This window comes from Oligoflexus sp., assembly GCF_035638955.1.
Lineage (GTDB): Bacteria > Bdellovibrionota_B > Oligoflexia > Oligoflexales > Oligoflexaceae > Oligoflexus.
This window is the reverse complement of record NZ_DASQYZ010000048.1, coordinates 64,554-84,361: the sequence shown is the minus strand read 5'-3', so window position 1 is coordinate 84,361 and position 19,808 is coordinate 64,554. Positions and strand designations below refer to the sequence as shown.

At 50.9% G+C, this 19,808-nt stretch carries 15 protein-coding genes; 11 read left to right on the top strand and 4 right to left on the bottom strand.

Annotated features, from left to right (window positions below; all coding sequences use genetic code 11):
* Positions 1-9: 9 nt before the first annotated feature.
* A complete protein-coding gene (locus tag VE954_RS04755; protein WP_324950202.1) occupies positions 10-2,130 on the bottom strand; it encodes a response regulator in 2,121 nt (706 codons plus the stop codon).
* 260 nt (positions 2,131-2,390) lie between these two features.
* On the opposite strand from VE954_RS04755, the gene VE954_RS04750 reads away from it, so the two are divergent.
* The 3 genes from VE954_RS04750 to VE954_RS04740 all read left to right on the top strand — a co-directional run bounded on the left by VE954_RS04750 (position 2,391) and on the right by VE954_RS04740 (position 5,638).
* On the top strand, positions 2,391-3,125 hold the full coding sequence (locus tag VE954_RS04750) for a hypothetical protein (protein ID WP_324950200.1): 735 nt from the start codon (positions 2,391-2,393) through the stop codon (positions 3,123-3,125).
* A gap of 163 nt (positions 3,126-3,288) precedes the next feature.
* The gene (locus tag VE954_RS04745; protein WP_324950198.1) at positions 3,289-4,305 is read left to right on the top strand and encodes a serine protease; all 1,017 of its coding nucleotides are present in this window, start codon (positions 3,289-3,291) and stop codon (positions 4,303-4,305) included.
* Between the two features lie 343 nt (positions 4,306-4,648).
* Positions 4,649-5,638 (top strand): universal stress protein, encoded by a 990-nt coding sequence (locus tag VE954_RS04740; protein WP_324950196.1) that lies wholly within the window; start codon positions 4,649-4,651, stop codon positions 5,636-5,638.
* Positions 5,639-5,685: 47 nt separating this feature from the next.
* Here the strand turns inward: VE954_RS04740 and VE954_RS04735 are convergent, their stop codons facing one another.
* Complete coding sequence (locus VE954_RS04735) at positions 5,686-6,699, bottom strand: hypothetical protein (protein WP_324950194.1); 1,014 nt, start codon at positions 6,697-6,699, stop codon at positions 5,686-5,688.
* A gap of 13 nt (positions 6,700-6,712) precedes the next feature.
* Positions 6,713-7,582 (bottom strand): TIGR02147 family protein, encoded by an 870-nt coding sequence (locus VE954_RS04730; protein ID WP_324950192.1) that lies wholly within the window; start codon positions 7,580-7,582, stop codon positions 6,713-6,715.
* A 465-nt stretch (positions 7,583-8,047) separates the two neighbouring features.
* Here VE954_RS04730 and VE954_RS04725 point away from each other — a divergent pair, with 465 nt between their 5' ends.
* The 8 genes from VE954_RS04725 to VE954_RS04690 all read left to right on the top strand — a co-directional run bounded on the left by VE954_RS04725 (position 8,048) and on the right by VE954_RS04690 (position 16,623).
* On the top strand, positions 8,048-8,995 hold the full coding sequence (locus tag VE954_RS04725) for a fasciclin domain-containing protein (RefSeq protein ID WP_324950191.1): 948 nt from the start codon (positions 8,048-8,050) through the stop codon (positions 8,993-8,995).
* A gap of 185 nt (positions 8,996-9,180) precedes the next feature.
* Positions 9,181-10,008, top strand: a complete 828-nt coding sequence (locus VE954_RS04720; RefSeq protein ID WP_324950189.1) for an acyl-CoA desaturase — start codon at positions 9,181-9,183, stop codon at positions 10,006-10,008.
* A gap of 21 nt (positions 10,009-10,029) precedes the next feature.
* On the top strand, positions 10,030-11,298 hold the full coding sequence (locus tag VE954_RS04715) for an NAD(P)/FAD-dependent oxidoreductase (RefSeq protein ID WP_324950187.1): 1,269 nt from the start codon (positions 10,030-10,032) through the stop codon (positions 11,296-11,298).
* On the top strand, positions 11,292-12,098 hold the full coding sequence (locus tag VE954_RS04710) for a DUF1365 domain-containing protein (protein ID WP_324950185.1): 807 nt from the start codon (positions 11,292-11,294) through the stop codon (positions 12,096-12,098). Before VE954_RS04715 ends, VE954_RS04710 begins: the two co-directional genes overlap by 7 nt.
* Positions 12,064-13,338: a cyclopropane-fatty-acyl-phospholipid synthase family protein gene (locus VE954_RS04705; RefSeq protein WP_324950183.1), complete on the top strand. Its 1,275-nt coding sequence runs from the start codon at positions 12,064-12,066 to the stop codon at positions 13,336-13,338. The genes VE954_RS04710 and VE954_RS04705 overlap by 35 nt, the downstream gene beginning before the upstream one ends.
* Before the next feature lie 21 nt (positions 13,339-13,359).
* A complete protein-coding gene (locus VE954_RS04700; protein ID WP_324950180.1) occupies positions 13,360-14,382 on the top strand; it encodes a cyclopropane-fatty-acyl-phospholipid synthase family protein in 1,023 nt (340 codons plus the stop codon).
* Position 14,383: 1 nt separating this feature from the next.
* On the top strand, positions 14,384-15,736 hold the full coding sequence (locus tag VE954_RS04695) for an MFS transporter (protein WP_324950178.1): 1,353 nt from the start codon (positions 14,384-14,386) through the stop codon (positions 15,734-15,736).
* A gap of 50 nt (positions 15,737-15,786) precedes the next feature.
* Positions 15,787-16,623, top strand: coding sequence for an ABC transporter substrate-binding protein (locus VE954_RS04690; protein ID WP_324950176.1), 837 nt, complete (start codon positions 15,787-15,789; stop codon positions 16,621-16,623).
* On the opposite strand, the gene VE954_RS04685 is transcribed toward VE954_RS04690, so the two are convergent.
* Positions 16,604-19,534, bottom strand: coding sequence for a hypothetical protein (locus VE954_RS04685; RefSeq protein WP_324950173.1), 2,931 nt, complete (start codon positions 19,532-19,534; stop codon positions 16,604-16,606). The two genes, VE954_RS04690 and VE954_RS04685, sit on opposite strands and share 20 nt — an antisense overlap.
* Between the last annotated feature and the right edge of the window lie 274 nt (positions 19,535-19,808).

The window sequence follows — 19,808 nt, the reverse complement described above, 5'->3', positions numbered from 1 at the left end:
TTTTTTGATTCAAGACGCCTTGCCAGGGGTGTTGCGCTGGATCGAGGATCGCTTTTTGAAGCGGAGCGGTTTCTCCAGCTTTTCTTTCAATTCTGGTGAAATTATAGGCTCATGATAGATTTTGTGGCAGCACAGGTCACCAGGATTGATCTTCAGCGCCATCATCAGCTCTTCGTAATCCTTCTGCGGATCTGAACTCACCGCTTCCGGTGTTGTTTCACGGCTGACCGTCAATTCCAGCTGTTGCTTGGATTCGATGGCTTTTTGAATACGGCCCTTGAGGCTCGACACCTTGCTCCGAATCTTTTCGCTCTTTAAGGCCGCCGCGGCTTCCATCTGCTCCCTCGCCTCCTCCAGGCGATTCACACGGGCCAGCGCCAGCCCCTGATTATAGTGCAGAATGGCCAGCACTTCGGCTCGATTCTCGGGAACAGCCTGTGCGGCTTCCTTATAAAGCTGAAGACCCTGATCAAAACGATCGGTGCGGATCAGGGAAATCGCCCGATTGTTCGTAAAGGACACAATGCTGAGGAGGGATTCCAGTGACTTCATCAGCTCCCCTGCCTTCTCGCTGTCGCCGTAAACCAGGGCTCCCTTAATCTCGACTTCGGTAATATCCTGGCTCTGCGGGGCAATGTCCTTCGCTTCGTCCACGTGCGCTTCAAAGTCCTGCCGGTCCCCCATCTCCAGATGAGCTTCGGCGATGTGGCAAAGGCGTTTGACGTTGGATGGGCAAATCACCTCGGCATTTTCCAGACAGCATAGGGCGCTTTCAAAATCCCGCATCTTCATCATGGTTTTACCCAGAAGGTTCAGGACCTCGACACTGGCCAGCCCGCTCTTGAGCACATGCAGCGCCATGTTACGGGCTGCGGGATAATGCCCACGATAGTAGGCCAACTCCGCCTGCAGCAGATTTTTTTCCGCCTCCGTAGCCTTATCACTGTCCATATAGCGTTTGGTGAAGGCAGCCAGCTTTTCAAAGTTCTGATCCTGCATGGCCTGCCGAATCTTCTGCAGCAGAATAACCGGCTCGCTCGGCGAGCGATCCTGATTGATGACCCAGATCACATCCTGAAAGAAATGGTGCGGATCAATCGGCTTCCGGATGCGATCGGTCACACCCATTTCATGAAGCACGGGCATATCACGTTCGGTCAGATCCTTGTTCATAACGGTCAAGGGAGTTCCGTAACCCAGGATACTGCGAAGGTTCTGCACCAGGATCGGTCCAGGCATTCCGGGGAGGCGCCATTCGAAAATCACCAGTTCAGGAATGATCTTCTGATCGAGCCACTGGATGGCCTGAGTCGAGTCCTGATAGGGGTAAACGGTTTGCACACCGAGCTGTTTCAGGAGGCCCACGATGGTGTTCAGAGTGTCCTGATCCGGTTCCACGACGAGACAGCTTTTGATCCCTAGAACCTCGGGCGCTTTCACAGCCGCCTGGGCATCGGCCTGACCTTGCGCATCAGGAAACTTTTGCAGCAGGGCATCGATATCCGGTTGCATGGTCGGATCCACCAGGAGAGCCTGGCTGAAGAGATTCCGGGCCTGTTCGAATTGATTGTTATGCAGGTGAGCTTCTGCGAGACAGAGGAGGAGTTTGAGGTTACCGACATGGTAATGGAAGAGGGATTTCTCAAAGCGCAGAAGCTCGACGTGGCGCTTGTCGTCCTTTAAAAACTGCCGCAGGTACTCGGCAGACACCAGACTCAGCTCGCCACCACAGGCCACATCACGACTGAAGAGCGTTCTGAATTCCTCTTCGATATCCGCCTTGGTCGACATCCGCCGATGCAGGGAGAGGAGCCCCAAATCAAAGGCTTTACTGATCAGGGGCGCATGGCTGCTTTCATCCACCATGAAGCTGATCCGCATATCCATCATCGTAGGATCTTCAGTGATCAGCTTGAGGATCTGCAGGATATTGACCTTATCATCCATCATGATCGGCGTGATGAGCCAGTGAATCAGTCCCGTTTCCAGGATGCCGATCACAGTTTGCAGGTCGGCAGCCCCGACAACATCGGAATAACCTCGATTACGAAGCTCAGTGTTGATGAGGGTACGCACAGTTCCACTTGGATGAACCGTGACTATTTTTATGGTTGTGTCCGTCAATTTCATGGGAACACAGAACTCCTCATCAACCCATGATTCTTCGGAAATTACGAGGAAAAAGTTAAAGTATGGACTGGCCGGCAAATCAAATCCTTTGGTGCTTTCCAAAATGTCCTGCTTTTTATGAACCATTCCCAAAGGCGTTCCTGATTATTGGATTATTCCACGAGCTTTAGAGAAACTGCACTGCATCACCGGTGGTATGGTCCTTGCTGATTCACATTCAGGTTCGGCCTTTTTCACGGATACTATTGGGAGAACACAAAATGAAAACGCTTAATCTCCTTGTTGGTCTTGGAATGACAGTAGGCGCTACCGTTCAGGCTCAAAATAATAAGCCTGCTCTAGTGGACGCGCCTGTGGATGCTATCTATGTCCCGTCGGGATTTGACGATAACGATAATGTCGAAGTCGTGATTCATGGAACTTTCCCTGATGGTTGCCATCGCGTGGGAACCGCCACAGCCGAGGTTGATCAGGCCAAGCGTCGCGTGACAATTTCCGCGACGAGTGTGGTGGAGCAGGATGAATACTGTGTCCAAAGCCTGACACCTTTTATTCAAGCCGTTCCGCTGGGCCAGCTTGAAGAAGGCAGCTATCAAGTCGTTTATGCGAAAAATCCCGAAGTTTTGGAGAGTATTTCCGTGGCACGTCGGAAAACGGAGTCACCTGATGACTACCTCTTCGCAACAGTGGAAAATGCCTACATTGACGTCAACCGCGAAACAGGGAAGCAGTCCTTGAAACTGCAAGGTCACTTTCCTCATTACTTCATCGGTTGCATGGTCATCCGTGAAGTGAGGGTGGTGCGTGATCCCGTGGATGTGCTCGTGGTGCAACCCATCGCTGAGCTGGTGACAACAGACGTGTGTGCTTCACAGCCCGCCGATCGTTCTTTCGATTACACGGTTGGTCTTCAGGAACCCTTCCAGGGTGAAGGTCTGATCCACGTCCGCACGATCAACGGCACTTCTTTGAATCGCTTCATCAATATCCCCTAAGGTTTCTTCAATATATGCCGCTTCGGCGGCATCCTCCCTTTTCCGAAAGTTGACTGGCTGGCTAATTTAATGCTAGTTTGAGTTTACCGCGACGTTTTACTCATAACAAATCCATAGTTAAACGTTTAAGCAGCAGTCCTGCAATCAACTGAGGGTGGATGCGATGATCCGTTATGCCATGTCTTTATGCGCAATCGTTATGATCACCGCCTGCCAGCCGGCAGCCCAAAACTCAGTCACACATTCCATCATCGATCAGGATTCGATGGTTGAAGTTGAGGCCGACACCCCCCTGCCCCATCAGGGACTGAAGAACGATTTTCCTGCCATTGGTCGCATGACCGGTGGATGCACAGCCTTTCATTTAGGCAATGGCCTGGTCGCCACCGCCGGACACTGCGTGCAGGATCTGGCAGCCAACCCCGTGGAGGCATCCTGTCATTCGATGGATATTACGTGGGGAGTTTTGGCTGATGCTAATAACAATACAGAGCGCTCCCGCTGCATGAAGGTTCTCGACTATAAATACGACCAGGAGGCTGACTATGCCCTCCTACAGGTGGATCCCATTCCAGCTACAGCCGTGGCGTTGGAACGCGATCCTAGAGGCATGCAGTTTACGGCTCAGGCGATTGTGGTGGGTTATCCCAAAGGCCGCGCCCTGAGCGTTAGTGCCAACTGTATCGCGACTCTGGAGAATGATCCTCAGTCACAAATTTTCCATCACCGATGTGATACACTCCCTGGCAATAGCGGCAGTCCGGTCCTCAATGCAGCCACTCTGGAAGTTATCGGTGTGCACAACGGGGATGCAGATAACAGCGAAAACTACGGCAGCTACCTGCCTGTGCCGGACGCCCTGTCCTTGATAGCCGAAAGTCTGTCTGTAGGTCCGGTTCCCCAGTCCTTACAATTTGGTCCCTTTGCCGATCAGTTGAAAAAGGACCTGGTACACTTCACCCGGGAGCAGGGCGCGTTCGTCAGCTTTCATTTAACCATGTCTGTTGAGGATGGTTATGACAAGGTTGTGGTGATCGATGGCCTGGGCCGCACCCAGGAGCTGACCGGCAACAAGGACCAGCAGTTTCAGAAGCTGCCAACACCCGTCAGTGTTGTGGTGCTCACAGATTACTCCGGTACTTCACAATCTGTTGCACTGGATTCCATTCACGCCGAATAAAACAAAATGAACCGGAAGCTGCAAGCTCCCGGTTCAACCTGTTGGGACGGATATACGCTACATGCTGCCAGGCCTTTTCCTCGACCATGTCTTCATTGAGTGAAGGATCAGTCGGACAGCAGAACATGTGAGTGTTCCATGGAATTGAACAGCAACTATCATGCCGTCGTCCTTTCCTGTTATTTCAAGCCCTTAACCAGCCTTTTTTCCAAGCTCTTGCGGGCTTTCCTGCTCTTTGGTGCGCACTTTCCCTCAATCGCTCGTGCCTTGGCCTTCCCGCAGGAAGCGGTTAGACTGGGGGCACAAACACGATGTCCCCCATGAAAAACGAGGAGAGGCAGCCATGCTTGAACTATTCAGTGCTCATACCACCATCGTGGTCGGTCTTTCCCTGAATGACCGCGAGGATCATATTGTTCAATCAGCCGTGTCCCTGGCGCAAAGAACGTATTCGCAGTTGATCCTGGTTCATGCAAGGGAACCTTATCGCAGCTATTCTCTGGCCCGCGAAGGCTTCGCATTGCCCTATGAAGAGGTCGAGCAGGAAACCAGCGACGCGGAACTCGTGATGGCCCAAAACAAAATTGATACACTGAAGGATAATTTGCCGAGCAATGTCGTCTGTGAAACCCGGGTTTTTCGCGACTATCCCGAGGATGCCATTGAAGAGGTCGCACGAAACGCCAAGGCGTCCTTGATCATGTGCGGTTTTCACCGGGAGCGGCACCCGCGTTTTTTTGGAGGCATGTCCACCGCCCTTTCCATGATGGCCCATTCCAGGCACCCGGTCATGGTTGTGCCGGGGGATCGGCCCATGGATTTTCTCAATCATCCCCTGAGTGTCCTGGTGGCGGATGATCTCCAGGAAGACGGTGCCCACGCACTGCGAGGGGCGATCGGTTTCTGCCGGTCCATCGATGTGGATCACCTCGTTCATGCACACGTCAATCCGATGAGCTATCGGGAAATCAACCATATGGTCGAGAAGATTCGCATTGCGATGCTGGAAGGCCACATTCCCAGCAACCCGGAATTTGATAGTCACGTGTATATCGAGGAAACCAAGGCCGGCATCAAAGCGGTTCTGAAGCAAAGGATCGAAGAGCTGGATCCAGGCATGACCCAGGACTATAAATACCGTCCCAGTGTGCGGTTTGGAGTGCCTATCGAGGAGATTCATCGGCTGACGGTGGAGACCAAAAGCAGTGTGCTGATTTTTGGCAAGCATCACATGCTGCATCGGGGCCGTATCAGTCTTGGCAAGGTGCCCTATGAAGCGATGGTCGAGCCGCATGTGGCGACGATCATTGTGCCGGATCCGGGACATGTGTGAAAACGTGGACCTGACTTGGGTCAGGTCGGCCGGATGGACCGCCAGGCTTAACGTTCCTTCAGAACGCAGGCAAAGGGTGCCAGGACCAGAGAGTCGGTCCCACCGTCACGCTTCATGATCAAAGGCGAATTGGGCTGAAAGGTCATGCTGTAGCGTATATTGGATTCATTGGGACGGACCACGGTCGCGGAGAGTTGACCGCCTATGGGAACACATCCACCCTCGCGGCTTAAGGTCACGTTGCGAAACTCGAGGCGCAGAACTTCGCCACTGGCGGGAATAATGAATTCCTGCCGTCCGCTGGGAATCACATAGCGGGTCCATTGCTTCGACTGGTCCAGGGTAACGGAGAATTCGAGAGGGAAACGTTCCTGAAGTTGGAGGGTGGCGGACTCCACTCCGGTTTCCGAAGGGAGCGCGATCGTGCTCTCCACCTCGTTGCTCAGTTGGGCAACCAGGGTGACCTCGCTGCCTTTTTCCGCGAAATTCATAAACTCCAAGGTCCGCCTGCCGGTTTTCTTGAAACTTAGATTGTGCTGGAGCTCCTGCTTCTCTTTTTTCTCGGTCAGGAAAAGACTGCGTGACAGTTCCTCGTCCACCTGACTTTCGAGGCGGACGGTGCCCTGCTCCAGGAGCTCGTGTGGGAAGCGCAGGACCCGGGCCGTGGTATCACATGCCAGAAGTTCCCCGTTCTGGGTCCACGCATCCTGATAGCTGCGCTTGATGGTCAGATCGGACTTTGCATACCAGGCTGCAGATTCATCGATAACCGAATGCCGGGAATCCGCCTTATCCACCAGTGAGATCCCACTGCCTACCTGCGCATCACAGTTCCGATCCGTCGAAACACGACTCTCCAGGCGTGAATAAGCGTAATCGCCCATATTGATCCCATCGACCGTTTGCAGAAAGGCGGCATTGACCAGTGTATTCAAAGTACTGGCGTTGTCCGTCACCCGAATCAGACCTGAACCCGTGGGGTTGCCGATTTGTGTTCCGCAACCACTGAGCAGGAGAATAACAAACGTCGCTGCGCGTGCCGGGGTCCGAGGGGAGTGCATGGTGATCATCCTTTCACATCAAACAGGAGGGAAAGAGCTGCATGTTGAGGCGTACAACGCGGTCGGGATTCCCTTGGGTACGATCCCGCTCAAGTTCTAACAGCCTTTGTTGAAAGAGTTCAATCTCTTGTTTGATTTTCTCGAACTGACTTGCCGAAACAGAAAGCACCAGAGCTGAAATGTGACGAAGGTCCGGTGGTGTCGTGACCATGGCCTCAAGGCCGTGCGGTATCGATTCCTGGTGAAATTTTTGAACCGACAGGCTCATCACTTCAGGGCCAGTCGAGATGATGTGATTGGTCTGCACAAAGCGCCCGGACTCGGGATCCTTTTGAATCAGATTGAGCTTCTGCAGGAGTTCGAGGGATTCTTCCGCCTGTTTTGCCGTAATGGACGGGCGGATCACCGAGGTTATCCAACGACCATCGGGTTGAAATTCCTCGAGCATCACCATCTCGCGGATGACGGCGTGATACCACTCGCTGTAATAGGAAAACTGATCCTGCTCGAGCCGTGAGGTGATCATCCCGCTGCGGATTTCCAGAGCTTCCCGGAATGTCTTTGAAATGTCTTCGGATGACTTGTCCCGGGTGAGGCGGGCCAGGGCCAGAAAGTAACGACGCTCATCACGCCTCAAATCCAGCGCATCGACGATTTTGCCGGCAGCGCGTTCGGTGACCGGCCGCTTTCCTTGCACAATGAGATGCACAAGATTGGTTGCGGAAAAACCCAGGTCGACAGACAGCTGGCGATAGGAATAGTTGCGGGTCTCGTTCTTGGTTTGCTTGTGGAGAGTCCGAAAGAAATCACTGCAACTGTAGAATGTACTGGGCGGATAACGGTGCGTGACATCACGCAACACCTTGCGACTTTCTGTTTCCATAGTGTGACCATCCTGGTTGTAGGCTCAAACTCGATCGTTATATACCCTAGCTGATTAGCGTATACAAGATGCTACGCATGATTCGAATACAAATTCGTTTATATTTTTTATCATGCCGAAATTATTACATAATAATGAATTTTAAAGAATATACCCGTATACAAGCGTACGTCTTGCGAAAAGGAAACAGTTGATCGCACTGGATAAATTTCAGCGTACGATTGTTTTGTTGGGGGTTTTGCGTATCCGTATACAGATTATGATGTGTTGTTATGGCGGTGATAAGGTTGTTTGCTATGAAGACGTTGGTATGAAAGCGATATCGGAAACCTGTTGACAGAGTTTGGTATTCAAGCTAATCGTTATTTGTGCACAGATATTTTCCTGTCAAAAGTTGTGCATAATGAAACAGGCAGGAAAACGTAAAGGGTTATGGTCGTCATTTTTATCCCAACGGAGGTCCTTATGTTTTCTCGTAAAATCCGTCTCATGCCTGCGATCCTCGCCGCTTCGCTTCTGGTCGGATATGCCTGTGACTCGGACGATGATGATGACGAAAGCACACCAGCGCCGGTGGGTCAGAGCCAGATGACGCCTGGATTGAGCCTGGCAGGGACAGTGGTTGCCGATCCGCGCTTCTCGACCTTGAAGGCGGCTTTGGAAAAAGCGGACCTGGTGAGCGTGCTCGAAAAAGGTGAGTACACCGTATTTGCTCCAACCAATGAGGCGTTCGCTAAAATTCCGACTGAGGCTCTGAATGCACTGTTGAATGACAAAGCGGCTTTGACACGGGTTTTGCTGTATCATGTGGTGCCCGGCACCTTGAAAGCAGACAAAGTTCTGGCGTCCAAGGACCTGCTGACGGCCAATGAATTCGGTTTGAAGGTTGCTGCCAATAAGGATGGAGCGTTCATTAATTCATCCAGGATTATCAATACGGATATCGTGGCGAATAATGGCGTCATTCATGCGATCGACACGGTGCTGCTGCCTCCTGCGACGGATAAGTCTCTGGTCGACATCGTGGTGGAAGACGCTCGGTTTTCGACTTTGAAAACAGCTGTCGTGACGGCAGGACTGGTGGACACTCTGAAAAAGGGTCCTTACACGATCTTTGCCCCTACCAATGAAGCCTTTGCTGAACTCGGTCAGGCGACATTGACCGCGGTTTTGGCTGATAAAGCCAAGCTGACTTCGATTCTGCTTTATCATGTCGTCCCGGGTGCGGTTCCAGCGGAGGACGTCCTGGCCAGTGCCTCACTGACGACGGCGAGTGCGAATCTGCTCCTGGCGCCGGAACTCAAAAGCGGCGAAGCCTATATTAACAATGCCAAAATTCTGCAAACGGACATCCTAGCCAAGAACGGTGTGATCCATGTGATCAACAAGGTGCTCCTGCCTCCAGCCCCGTGATTTAATGAAGCGTACACGCCTCCCCAGTCATGGGGAGGCAATTTGACATCATTTACGTCAAAGTCCTGTAAATGCTGCTGCTATCCATGTACAAGTCGGGGACCAATGGCAAATAATGAACGCGTCACATTTCCTTAAACCGGAACGGTTGTACCCCCAACTGTCCCACACACAAGGCGGGAAAAATGAAGCGTAAGTTCCAAAAACCGGCTGGTCTGACTTTGATCATCGTTCATGTTTTAGGCCTTGCCAGCCTTTTGCTGGTTCCCTTTGAATGGAGTCTGCTTGGATTGTGCTTTGCCATGTATTACCTGCGAATGTTCGGCATCACGGCTGGCTTTCACCGGTATTTCTCGCACAAAAGCTTTAAAACCTCACGCCCCGTTCAGTTTGCTCTGGCTTGGATAGGCACTTCGGCTATCCAGCGCGGACCTATTTGGTGGGCTGCGATCCATCGGCATCACCACAAGCATTCCGATACGCCCAAGGATCTTCATTCGCCTCGGCAGAAGGGTCTTTGGGAAGCTCATCTGGGTTGGGTTTTGAAAAAAGAAAATCGCGTGATCGATCGCAGCAAGGTCAGCGATCTAACCCGCTTTCCTGAAATTGATTGGATCGATCGTCACTATCTGGTGCCGCCCATGTCCTTGGCGGTTTTGATCTTCGCCATCTGGGGTCTTCCTGGATTTGTGTATGGCTTTCTCCTCAGCAGCATTCTGCTGTGGCACGGAACTTTTACAATTAATTCGTTGTCGCATGTTTTCGGCCGACGTCCTTATAATACTAAAGATGATAGTCGGAATAGTGCATTGCTGGCCTTGATCACAATGGGTGAAGGCTGGCACAATAACCATCACTTTTATCCCTTTTCCGCTCGTCAGGGATTTACCTGGTGGCAGTTTGATCCAAGCTTCATGATTTTGAAGTTTATGGAACTATTCGGCCTTGTGTGGGACGTAAAAGTACCGCCGAAAGAGCTGCTGGTTCCCCAAGGGGCGGAGCCAGCGCATTGAAGCCATAGGAGTCAATCGTCTATGCAGAGCCTGGCTATTGTTGGAACCGGCATCGCCGGGATGGGCGTGGCCCATCTGGTGCAAAAAGATTATGCCATCACGCTTTTTGAAAAAAACAGTTACATCGGGGGCCACACGAATACTGTTTTTGTAAAGGAAGGCGACCGTTCGGTTCCCATCGATACAGGCTTCATGGTTTTCAATCACGTGACCTATCCCATGCTCCTCAGGCTTTTTCATCAACTGGACGTGCCGATGAAGAAGACCGACATGAGCTTTGCCGTGCGGCACAGTCCCACCGGCCTGGAATACTGCGGCACGGGCCTCAACGGCCTGTTTCGTCAACGCCGTAACCTCATGAATATCGGCTTCATCCGTATGCTGCTGGCCATCGATCGTTTTAATACGGACGCGATCGAGATTTTGAAGGATCCCCGTTACGATCAATGGACCATTTCTGATCTGGTCGAAGCCAAGGACTACGGTGACGATTTTTTTCACCGCTATTTGATTCCAATGAGTTCTGCCGTCTGGTCCACGCCTCCGGACAAAATACGGCAGTTCCCAGCCAAGACCCTGTTGCGGTTCTTTCATAACCATGGTTTTTTGGGCCTGAGCACGCAACACCAGTGGTATACCGTCGATGGCGGCAGCGAAGCCTATAAGCAGCGCCTGATTGCGCCTTTTAAAGATCGCATCCGCCTGGACCAAACCATTCAAAGCATTCGTTTGCAGGACGACGGACGTGTCTGCATTCAACATCAGAACGGGACGCGCGAAACCTTCGATAAGGTGGTGCTGGCCTGTCACGCCGATGAAGCCCTGAAGCTTTTGGCCCAGCCTGAACCCTTACAAAAGCAACTGCTGAGCGCCTTTCACTATCAGGAAAACACCACCATCCTGCACAGCGATGAGAAAGTCATGCCTCGCTTGAAGGGCGTCTGGTCATCCTGGAACTACCGTATTGATGCCGCCGATCAGGGCCAGGTGGCACCGACCACGATCTATTGGATGAACCGGCTGCAAGGCTGTTCGGACAAGGTCAACTACTTCGTTTCGTTGAATGAACCGGGACCCATTGATCCGGGCAAAATTCATCGCAAAATCAGTTATCACCACCCTCTGTTTGATTCCGACGCGATCGAAGCTCAAAAGCGTCTGCACGAACTCAATGAAAGCCCCGATCCCTTCTATTTCTGCGGAAGCTACTTCCGCTATGGCTTTCATGAGGATGCTTTTATGTCCGCTGTGAATCTGTCCCGTACATTGCTGGGGAGAGAACCATGGTAAAACCAGCCCCCGCCCTGCGGAGTCGTCTGGTGAATGCCCTGGTTGTCCACGAACGCTTACGAAAACGGGAAACGCATCGTTTTACGTATCGCGTTTTTTATGGGCTCATCGATGTTGATGAAATTCCGCAGCTGGATCAGAATCTTTGGACATTCTCGGCCAAGGGCCGTTCCCTTTATAGCCTGGGATCCCGTGACTTCGTCAATTATGGGCAGCCGGATATTAAAGGCAATATTAAGGGATGGCTCAAGGATCATGGTTATGACGTCCAGGTGGAACGGGTAACGGTCTTTGCCCACCTGCGAACTCTGGGCGTTAACTTTAATCCTATTAGCGTTTTCTTTGTGGAAACTCCTGACGAAACTCTCTGCCTGGCAGAAGTGGACAATACGTTCGGCGAGGCCAAGCTCTACTACCTCGGCCCTTTGGGAAAGGATGGGCATCTGCTGAAGCGCATTCCCAAAGAGTACTACGTTTCGCCGTTTATTGAACACGATGCCGACTTTGTCTTTGACATCAAACGAAATGACGATACTCTTAAAGTTCAAGTTACAACTGTGAAAGGCAAGGAACCCATACTGTTCGCCAGTATGCAAGGGAACCTGCATCCGGTCAGCGACTGGAACCTTCTGGGTTATTTGTTTCGCATGCCTTTGACTCCCATTCGCGTGATGGGAGCCATCCATTGGCATGCATTACGTTTGATGATCAAGAGAATTCCTTATCTGAAAAAAGAGGAAAATCCTGAACAGCAGAGGGACTACTATGTACACAAAGATCATAAGCGACACATTACGTAAGGCTTCAGAACAAAGCCCCTCACTGTTTGCGGCGCTGGTGGCCCGGCATTTCTCGAAAATGCCCAAGGGTCGTATGGTCGTTGAGGATATCCAGAATGGTCGCACATATCACTGGGGCCAGAGCAGCGAAGTCAGCGCTCGCATCACGGTGAATGATCCTGTTTTCTTTCGCAAGTTGGTCCTCGCCACTGACATTGGTCTGGGTGAATCCTATGTGGACGGGGATTGGGATACGGATGATATCGGCAAGGTGATTCGTTGGTTCATTCTGAATCTTTACGATATGCCTTCGATGTCAGGCGGCCGCTCCAACATTCGCAATCTTTTGGTGAATGCCATGGCAGCCGTGAACAAGATTCACCACAGCCTGAATCAGAACAGTATCGATGGTTCGCGCAAAAATATCAGCAACCACTACGACCTGGGCAACGAATTCTTTTCCAGCTTTTTGGATGAGACCATGACCTATTCCAGCGCGCTGTATGCAAGCGAGGCCCCGGAGCCTATGGCTGTGGCCCAGCGTCGCAAGCTCCAAAGCATGGCTGAGATGGCAGGCGTCAAACCTCATCATAAGATTCTTGAAATCGGCACCGGCTGGGGCGAGTTTTCCTGCTATCTGGCCGAGACCTATGGCTGCGAGGTCACCTCACTGACCATTTCGGAACAGCAGTTTGCCTATGCCCGGCAAAAGGTCCGTAAGCGCGGCCTGGAACATCTGATTACTATCAAGAACATGGACTATCGTAAGTTCTACGGGCAATTCGATCGCATTTTTACCGTGGAAATGCTCGAAGCGGTCGGCGCCGAATTCCTGCCCACCTTCTTTGAAAAATGCGATGGCTGGTTAAAACCGTCTGGAAAAATGGTGCATCAGGTGATTCTGAGCCCTGATGCCCGTTTCGAAGATTTTAAAAACGGCGTGGATTGGATCCAAAAACATATCTTCCCGGGCTCGCTTCTGCCGTCGATGTCCGCGTTGCTGGAAGCCTCCAACCAGGACGACGTGAGCTTCATTCAGTCCGATTATAAGGATATGGGCCTCGATTACGCACGAACCTTGCGGGAATGGCAGCATAACTTCAACAGGAACTTTCCAGGCATTGCAAAGCTTGGATTTGACGAGGCCTTCCGCCGCAAATGGAACTACTACTTCGCCTATTGTGAAGCGGCATTCAGCATGCGCAATATCACTGTTGCGCAGATTGGTATGACCCGTCCCAATAATCATCAGCCGGACTGAATCCCTGCTACGGAGTCTATTATGGAAGCCCTTTTACGTCGTGGATTGATACCCGAACCCGTGATCCGCCTGAGCATTCAGCAGCTGCTGCGTAAACGTATCGCAGACGAGTCGAAGCATGATGTGGCCATGAGCCAGGAGCATCTCAATCAACTGATCAAGCAGCTCAAGGATTCGCCGATTGCCATTGAAACGGCCGAAGCCAATCGGCAGCATTACGAACTGCCGCCTGAATTCTTTCAGATGGTCATGGGCCGCTGGCTTAAGTATAGCTGCGGCTTGTGGGACTCTTCCACCAAGGATTTGAGCCAATCTGAAGAGAATATGCTCCAGGTTTATCTGCAGCGGGCTGGTATTCAGGATGGAATGGAAATCCTGGAGTTAGGCTGCGGCTGGGGTTCTTTCAGTCTGTTCACCGCCAAACGCTTTCCTGGTTGCAAGGTCACTGGTGTTTCCAATTCCGGTCCTCAGCGGCAATTTATTATGAAGCGCGCTGCGGAATTGGGCATCAAGAATCTGGAAATCATCACCCAGGACGTGAATAAACTGGAAATGACTCGAACATTCGATCGCGTCGTATCGATTGAAATGTTCGAACATATGCGCAACTATGAAAAACTGTTGGGTCGGATTTCAGGTTGGCTGAAACCCGAAGGCAAGCTTTTTGTGCATATTTTTACGCATAAAAACCTCGCTTACCTTTTTGAAGATAATGATGCTTCGGACTGGTTGACCCGTAACTTCTTTACCGGCGGCATCATGCCGAGCGACCACCTCTTGTTCTATTTCAATAGGGACCTGCGGGTGGATCAACACTGGGTCGTGAACGGCCAGAATTATCAGAAGACGTCAGAAGCCTGGTTGGCCAACATGAAGGCCCACGAAAAGGAAATCATGGCGATCTTCCAGACCCATTATAAGGATGAAGCCCAGAAGTGGTGGAATTTCTGGAAGATCTTCTTCCTGGCTTGCGCGGAACTCTGGGGCTTCCGTCAGGGCAATGAGTGGCATGTGAGCCACTACCTCTTCAGTAAAGTCAAATAAGATGGCCATTGCCCGTTGGCGGGAGTGTGGCTATGCAGCAGCTGAAGGGGGCCTGTCGGCTACCGAGACGTTCATTCGGCTGCATTTTCTCTTCTACCTGACCAACGAGCTGCTCCTGCCCCCGGCGCTGGCTGGCCTTCTCGTTTCCATGGGCATCCTCTGGGATGGTGTGATCGATCCCATCGCGGGCTGGTTATCGGATCGTACCCGCTCGCGCTGGGGCCGTCGTACGCCCTATCTCCTTGTGGGCCTGGTTCTCCTCCCCTTACTGCTTGCGTCTTTATTCCTGCCGCAGTTGAAAGCCATGGAAGGTTTAAGTCGCAATTTTGCGGTGGGTGGCCTTTACCTTTTGCTCAATACCGCCATGACTTTGATTGGAGTGCCTCATGCCGCTTTGGGTGGGGATTTGAGCCGTGACGAAAAAAGTAGAACGCGGATCTTCGCCTGGCGCTATTTCTTTACCACGATTGGTTTGCTCACCGGAATTGCCGCTCCTGGATTTTTCCTATCCCGCCATGGGAACTCCTGGGAAGCGTATTTCCACAGCGCCCTGGCCCTGGGAGCCTTTGTCGTGCTTACCACCCTGGCTACCGTAATATCCAGTGCACGAGTGGATCGGGAGATGAACGGCGAAAGTCATGCGGCACAGCAACATCCACTGGTGATGCTCCGGGGTTTATGGAAGAATCGACCCTTCTTGATTTTGATCTCGGCCTTTATCCTGGCTACCATTGGGCAGGCGATTAATTCCAGCCTAGCGCTTTATTACTATCGTTTGTATTTGAAGCTGGATGAAAAGGCGATCGAACAGGTGCTGGTCCTCTTCACCCTCATCATCATAGCCAGCATCATCGGCTGGAATCTTCTGAGCCGCCGCTTTGAAAAGACCAAACTTCTGGCCTGGGGCGTCGGGCTCATGGGTGTATCCGGTGCCATCGCCTACCCTCTCTTTCCTCCTGGTGACATGCAAGGCCCCTTGGCTATGGCCGTGATCGGCGGCCTGCTGCTGGGGTCGGTGTTTTTGCTGGAGGTCATGGTAACCGATGCTGTGGACTACGGAGCGGTCACGACCGGCAGCGCGGACTATGGCAGCTATTTTGGGATCTGGAAGCTCGGCACCAAGATTGCCCGGGCCATTGCCATTGGCCTTTCTGGATTTCTCCTGCACGCGATTGGCTTTGTCTCCGGCAAGGAACCTACAACAGAGACTCTCAAAGGTCTCGCGCTGCTTTTTGGACCTGGGGTTGGTTTATTTTTCATCGGGGGTGCACTTCTGGTTTTATACTATCCACTGAATCAGAGGAAAATCACCCAGATACAGAGAATTCTTCACAGAAACAAGACAGTGTCATAACCTGACAGTATAATAGGCCCATAACTTCAAAATTCTACCTGGGGTTCATTATGAAGGTTTTCATTAGCCTTATAGTCTTTCTTACTTCTTCTGCCGTGATGGCTGCAGAACCCCGTGGTGTGGTCAAGCTGCAGGCTGATGTTTGGTGCCCTTTCAATTGTGAAGAAGCCAGCAAAAACCCTGGTTATATGGTCGAGGTCGCAAAAATTGCGTTTGATAGCATTGGGATGGACGTTGAGTACAAAAATATTTCATGGAATAAAGCTATCGATCGCGGCCGCAAGGGAATTATCAATGGCATCATCGGTTCAGCCAAGAACGATGCTCCTGATTTTACATTCCCGACCGTTCCAATCGGCCGGACAAAAAACTGCTTCTATACGCTTCCCGACTCGACTTGGCACTTTACCGATGTGGAGTCCTTGAAGAAGGTCAGAATCGGTGCGATTGAAGGCTATACGTATGGCGAACTTTTTGAAAAATATGTTTCAGACTACTTCAAAGAAAAGGAAAAACAAAAAGGCACGATGCAGCTGGCTGCCAAAAAAAGTAAAAATGATTTGGACGTCAACAGCGCCATTCAAACTGTGCCTGGCGATGGCTCCTTGGCCCTCAACATTAAAAAAATCAAAGCCAAGCGACTCGAGGCCTTTGTCGAAGACGATAGCGTCGTAAAAAATCATCTCTACTCAGAAAAACTACCTGAGAATACATATCGCAACGCGGGTTGCCTTAAGAGCGACGAAATATTCGTCGCTTTTGGACCAACTGACCCGAAGGGTAAAGAGTATGCCAAGCTTATTGGAGATACCGTAGTAACAATGCGTAAAGATGGTCGCTTGAAAAAGATCCTCGAGAAATACGGTATTAACGATTGGGAAAATTGATTCCTCTCGCCTTACAGTCCTGATCGAGATTTGTGCCAGACAATTCGCAATGTCTGGCTACAATCTCAGCCGGTCCAAGTTCATAGTTATATATGCCAGCCAAGCTGGCAACTCTCAGCTGATTTCCAAACCACACAAAATCGAAAATGTAGGATGTTCGCCTGGGGTTATCCAAGCGGGGCGGTTTGATCGTTGCCATGACCGCCCCAGTGCTATCATGGAATTCAATCAACCGTTCTCCCTTATGAACAGCTAGGATGTCCTGCTCTTCAATATAATGAAATCCCCCAATGTATCCATCGAATGGCGCAATATTCAAGACCTCGGCTTGATGAATACTAATCTGGTAGACACCATATCCACCCAAGGCAAAAAACTTATTTCCACTTTCAGACACCTGACTGGTTTCAAAATCAAATGCGCTGCCTTCTGCCAAAGTTCGAACCTCATTTAAATCCCAATATCTGACCGGACCGATCTTGGACGGCTCGTCGGTAAAAAATACCCCATCACCTTGGGGGCTCATCTTCAACACTGCCGCATACTTGTCCAGCTTCAAGGAATGGACAAGCTCCCACTCAGAAAGGCTCTTTCTGAAAAAACTCAGGACTCCGTCCTGACAGGATACAACCATTTGGGTTCCCAGTTTATCGAACGATATATCCTGGGTGACAGAACCATTGCAAAAATCCAGGATTTGAGCCTGATAGACGCCGTTTGATTCTTTCACTAAACGTAGCTCATTTCGACTGTCTAAAATCATAACCTCGTCCGTTCGCCCTATCCACTGAAGACGGGTCACCTCTCCTTCCAAAGGTAGAGAAAACAGTGGCTTGGTATTCGACGTATCCCAAACTTCAAAAGTTCCGCCATTCCAATCACCAAGGAAAAACGAAATACGCCCCTGCTGCGCATTTCCTGCGAATTGACCGATACTTTCGCTGGTTTCCCGAAGCGAACGCCAAGGTTCGTTCAATGCGCCTGCGAAATAAAGATTTTCGTTGACTCTTAAGAGTGAAGCAGAATCAAAGAACTTCAGTTGATATGCATTACGTTGGGGGCTTTTCGGCCATTCTTTAACAAACTTCTGAACCGCCTGGGAAAATGGCTGCCACTCCAGAAGTTCGCCAGACGTGCTGAGAGACAGAATGCGTCCCTGGCTGGGATCAATTTGAAGGGGGTTGTCGCCGCTCATCAGCCCTTGCACCTGAGCCACCACATTACCATCGGAATCGACAATTCTGGTCCAGCCGTCATAGTACTGCATCACATAATAATTATTGTAAAATGTAATGTTTTTAACGCTTCCTTCAAGCTCGTCAGAGCCGTATATTGTATCACTAAACGAGGATTCGTTTTCTGCTTCATGGTCTTTGACTTGGATAATATCGAGATAGAATTTTTTCTCGTTGGCATTACGCTCGTCAATCTCATCGATTACAATTCCATTTCTCTCGTGCTGATCCAGCCAAATTTTATCCTTGTAAGCGCACTCGACTTGTTGACCGTCTGCGTCCCACAGGGCTATGCGTCCCCTGGACTCTGCGATTACGAACCTCCCTTTGGGACTGAATCTTATCGGCAATGTTTCCAGATGCTCCGCCGGAAAACAAGTGCCTGGATCAATCGTGACCGACCCCGGCCTCTCACCATTTAGAATCAACTGGTACGAGTCGCTTTTGGTGAGCGTTTGAACCCTGGCATCATCCAGCAGGCTAACGTCCTGCAAATGAGTCTCTCCGGTCGCCTGACTGAGCAACTTATCGTTTTGGTCCACCACAATCCAATCCGCGTCCCCGAAAAACAAAATGGCCGAGCGGTTTTCCAAAATTTTGTGTTTGCTTATGGTGACTTCACGACCCAGATCAAGGGTTTGTAACAACTCACCTTTAAGATTCCGTATTCTTAGAGCAGAGCCTTCAAAGGCATACACACGCTCCATAATAGGAACGAGAATCGGTGCTGTTTCGTTGAGATTCAACTCATAGAGCAGCTGCATATCAGCCGAGCTTAATCGCTTCAAAATTCCTGCATCGGTCAGATATAGAACATCTCCAGTCTTCGGCTCAATCCCCATGTTCATAACAGTTTCCTCGGGCAAACTCCTTCTGCGCGGGGTATCCTGCAAGCCAGTGGTTAAAACATTGGCATGAATTTCGCGACGAACTCGCTCCTTTTCGATCATCGTCTTCAGACCGGCATATTCCACAAAGTTTTTGATAGCTAAGCTTAGAGCCTCAAAGGGACTGCTGGTAAGGAGCAGAATGGACGTTTTTATACGCAGGAGAAGATTCGCTATGTTCTTTCCATCCACAATGGCAAGTCTGCGTGAAGAAAGTGCATTCGTATTCCCGGCACGATCCTGGGCAAAATACTGGAGCTGCCAGAGGCCTGACGTGGGCAGGAAGACGTTCGCAACCAAACGCGTGAATTTTTCTGTCTCATCGCAGTCCTTGGACAGTCCATTTCCATTATCATCCAGCTGCAGCAGGCAATAATAGATATCCCCATTAAAGGTGGCTGCTGCCGGAAAATAGACAGGCCGACCGGGCTCTACCTCCGAAAAGGTCTGCTCCCGTAGGTTGAAGGCGACATTACCTAATTCCGGATCAATCCTGGCGGGAGCCTCACGGTCGATGGCAATCTCACAGGATTTGCTGCGAATAGGCTGTTCCCAAAGGTTGCGTTGGTTCATATCAAACAGGTCCATTTGGAGCTGATAAGAACCGTCCTCCAGCTTCTTTCCATTCTCTTGTAAAGTGATTTCAATCTTTTGGGGTTGGATGAGCCAGTGCTCGGATACTACAGTCTCGTTCCGATTCAAGCGATAGCGCATCACATAAGGACTGGAAGACACGGACTCCATTTCAGAGGCCAGCTGGACACTTGATGCAGACGTAGCCACGGACAAGGGGCAACTCCACTCAAACCTTGGCTGACTTCGTGCTTGGAGTGGAATTCGCTCACCCTTTCGCAAGCTATCTTGGGCCCCAAAGTAAACGTATTGCGAATCATTCTGGGTGATCTGCAAGAAGAGATACGGATTTGTAGAAGCTTGATAGGGAGGTAGAATGACACAACCTTTGGCTGTTGTTCGCAGTGGAAGGCTGTGACCTTTTGCATCGATTTGAAAGGCAAAAGAACTTGCATGGCTGGTGAACTCAACCCCATTGGGTTGAACTGCT

Coding starts and splice junctions, on each gene's coding strand:
- VE954_RS04740 (WP_324950196.1), top strand. CDS start 4,649: ATGCTTGAACTATTCAGTGCTCATACCACCATCGTGGTCGGTCTTTCC.
- VE954_RS04750 (WP_324950200.1), top strand. CDS start 2,391: ATGAAAACGCTTAATCTCCTTGTTGGTCTTGGAATGACAGTAGGCGCT.
- VE954_RS04695 (WP_324950178.1), top strand. CDS start 14,384: ATGGCCATTGCCCGTTGGCGGGAGTGTGGCTATGCAGCAGCTGAAGGG.
- VE954_RS04745 (WP_324950198.1), top strand. CDS start 3,289: ATGATCCGTTATGCCATGTCTTTATGCGCAATCGTTATGATCACCGCC.
- VE954_RS04730 (WP_324950192.1), bottom strand. CDS start 7,582: ATGGAAACAGAAAGTCGCAAGGTGTTGCGTGATGTCACGCACCGTTAT.
- VE954_RS04755 (WP_324950202.1), bottom strand. CDS start 2,130: ATGAAATTGACGGACACAACCATAAAAATAGTCACGGTTCATCCAAGT.
- VE954_RS04705 (WP_324950183.1), top strand. CDS start 12,064: ATGTACACAAAGATCATAAGCGACACATTACGTAAGGCTTCAGAACAA.
- VE954_RS04710 (WP_324950185.1), top strand. CDS start 11,292: ATGGTAAAACCAGCCCCCGCCCTGCGGAGTCGTCTGGTGAATGCCCTG.
- VE954_RS04725 (WP_324950191.1), top strand. CDS start 8,048: ATGTTTTCTCGTAAAATCCGTCTCATGCCTGCGATCCTCGCCGCTTCG.
- VE954_RS04715 (WP_324950187.1), top strand. CDS start 10,030: ATGCAGAGCCTGGCTATTGTTGGAACCGGCATCGCCGGGATGGGCGTG.
- VE954_RS04690 (WP_324950176.1), top strand. CDS start 15,787: ATGAAGGTTTTCATTAGCCTTATAGTCTTTCTTACTTCTTCTGCCGTG.
- VE954_RS04700 (WP_324950180.1), top strand. CDS start 13,360: ATGGAAGCCCTTTTACGTCGTGGATTGATACCCGAACCCGTGATCCGC.
- VE954_RS04720 (WP_324950189.1), top strand. CDS start 9,181: ATGAAGCGTAAGTTCCAAAAACCGGCTGGTCTGACTTTGATCATCGTT.
- VE954_RS04735 (WP_324950194.1), bottom strand. CDS start 6,699: ATGCACTCCCCTCGGACCCCGGCACGCGCAGCGACGTTTGTTATTCTC.